Annotated in this window: 2 protein-coding genes; both read left to right on the top strand. The window is 72.3% G+C overall.

Annotation, left to right across the window (positions count from 1 at the left end; genetic code table 11):
- Nucleotides 1-489, top strand: a 489-nt coding sequence (locus tag ACLBYB_RS32570; RefSeq protein ID WP_447701350.1) for a tyrosine-type recombinase/integrase, incomplete at its 5' end; no start/stop codon positions are given.
- Between the two features lie 4 nt (nucleotides 490-493).
- A partial coding sequence (locus ACLBYB_RS32565) for an IS91 family transposase (RefSeq protein WP_447701349.1) occupies nucleotides 494-1,365 on the top strand: 872 nt, incomplete at its 3' end.

The raw sequence follows: 1,365 nt of genomic DNA, 5'->3' as shown, positions 1-1,365 counted from the left end.
CTGCGCGTGGCCGAGGTCGCCGCGCTCAGGATCGGCGATATCGACTCGACCCGCATGATCCTGCGGATCGAATGCGGCAAGGCCGGCCGCGACCGCAATGCCATGCTGTCGGCCGATCTCCTGGACCTGCTGCGGCGCTGGTGGAGCGAGGGCCACCGGCAGGGTGTCCTGCAGCGCCAGGGCTGGCTGTTCCCCGGCCAGGACTGGGCACGGCCGATCAGCACACGCCAGCTTCACCGCGTCGTCGTCGAGGCGGCGCGCGCGGCCGGGATCCCCAAGCGGGTCGGTCCCCATACCCTGCGCCACTCCTTCGCCACCCATCTCCTCGAGGTCGGCGTCGACATCCGCGTCATCCAGGTCCTGCTGGGGCACAGCCGGCTCGACACCACCGCCCTCTACGCCAAGGTCGCAACCCGGACGGTGCGGGCCGTGACCAGCCCCCTCGACAGGCTCGCCCTGTTCCATAGACAGGGGGCAGCGCCGGATTGAGACGATGCCCGCCGCGATCGAGTTGGCCGACGTCTTCCGCGCCGCCAGTCCGGCCTATCGCGCCGAGCAGGCCGGGCATCTGAGCCTGGATACGCTGAAGGTGATGGCGGCGATCGAGCGCTGCCGCACCGCCAGCCTCGGCGGCCATGTCGAGGGCTGCGACGCATGCGGCCACCTGCGCGTCGCCTACAACTCCTGTCGCAACCGGCATTGCCCCCGGTGCCAGGGCGCGGCCGCCCGCGGCTGGCTCGCCGCGCGCGAGGCCGACCTCCTGCCGGTCGGCTACTTCCACGTCGTCTTCACCCTGCCGGCCGAGATCGCCGCCATCGCCTTCCACAACAAGGCCGCCGTCTACGACCTGCTGTTCCGGGCGGCGAGCACCACCATGATGCGGATCGCCGCCGACCCAAGGCACCTCGGGGCCCGCATCGGGCTGACCGCCGTGCTCCACACCTGGGGCTCGGCCATGACCCACCATCCCCATGTCCACATGATCGTCCCCGGCGGCGGCCTCTCCCCGGACGGGACCCGCTGGATCGCCGCGCGCCCCGGCTTCCTCCTGCCGGTGCGGGTGCTGGGCCTGCTGTTCCGCCGCCTGTTCCTCGAAGGGCTCACCGCGCTCCACGCGGCCGGGGCGCTCGCCTTCTTCGGCCCCCTGGCCCCACTCTCGGATCCCAGGGCCTTCGCCCGCGCGCTCGCCCCGGTGCGCCGGAAGCGCTGGGTGGTCTACGCCAAGCCGCCCTTTGCCGGACCGAAGGCCGTGCTCGCCTATCTGGCGCGCTACACCCACCGCGTCGCCATCTCCAGCCGCCGCATCCTCACCTTCGACGGGGCGAGCGTCAGCTTCCGCGTCAAGGACTACCGGCGCGACGAGGC

It is taken from the genome of Methylobacterium sp. D54C (assembly GCF_053345595.1).
Note: the sequence above shows the minus strand (reverse complement) of the source record. Positions and strands in the feature narration are given on the sequence as shown.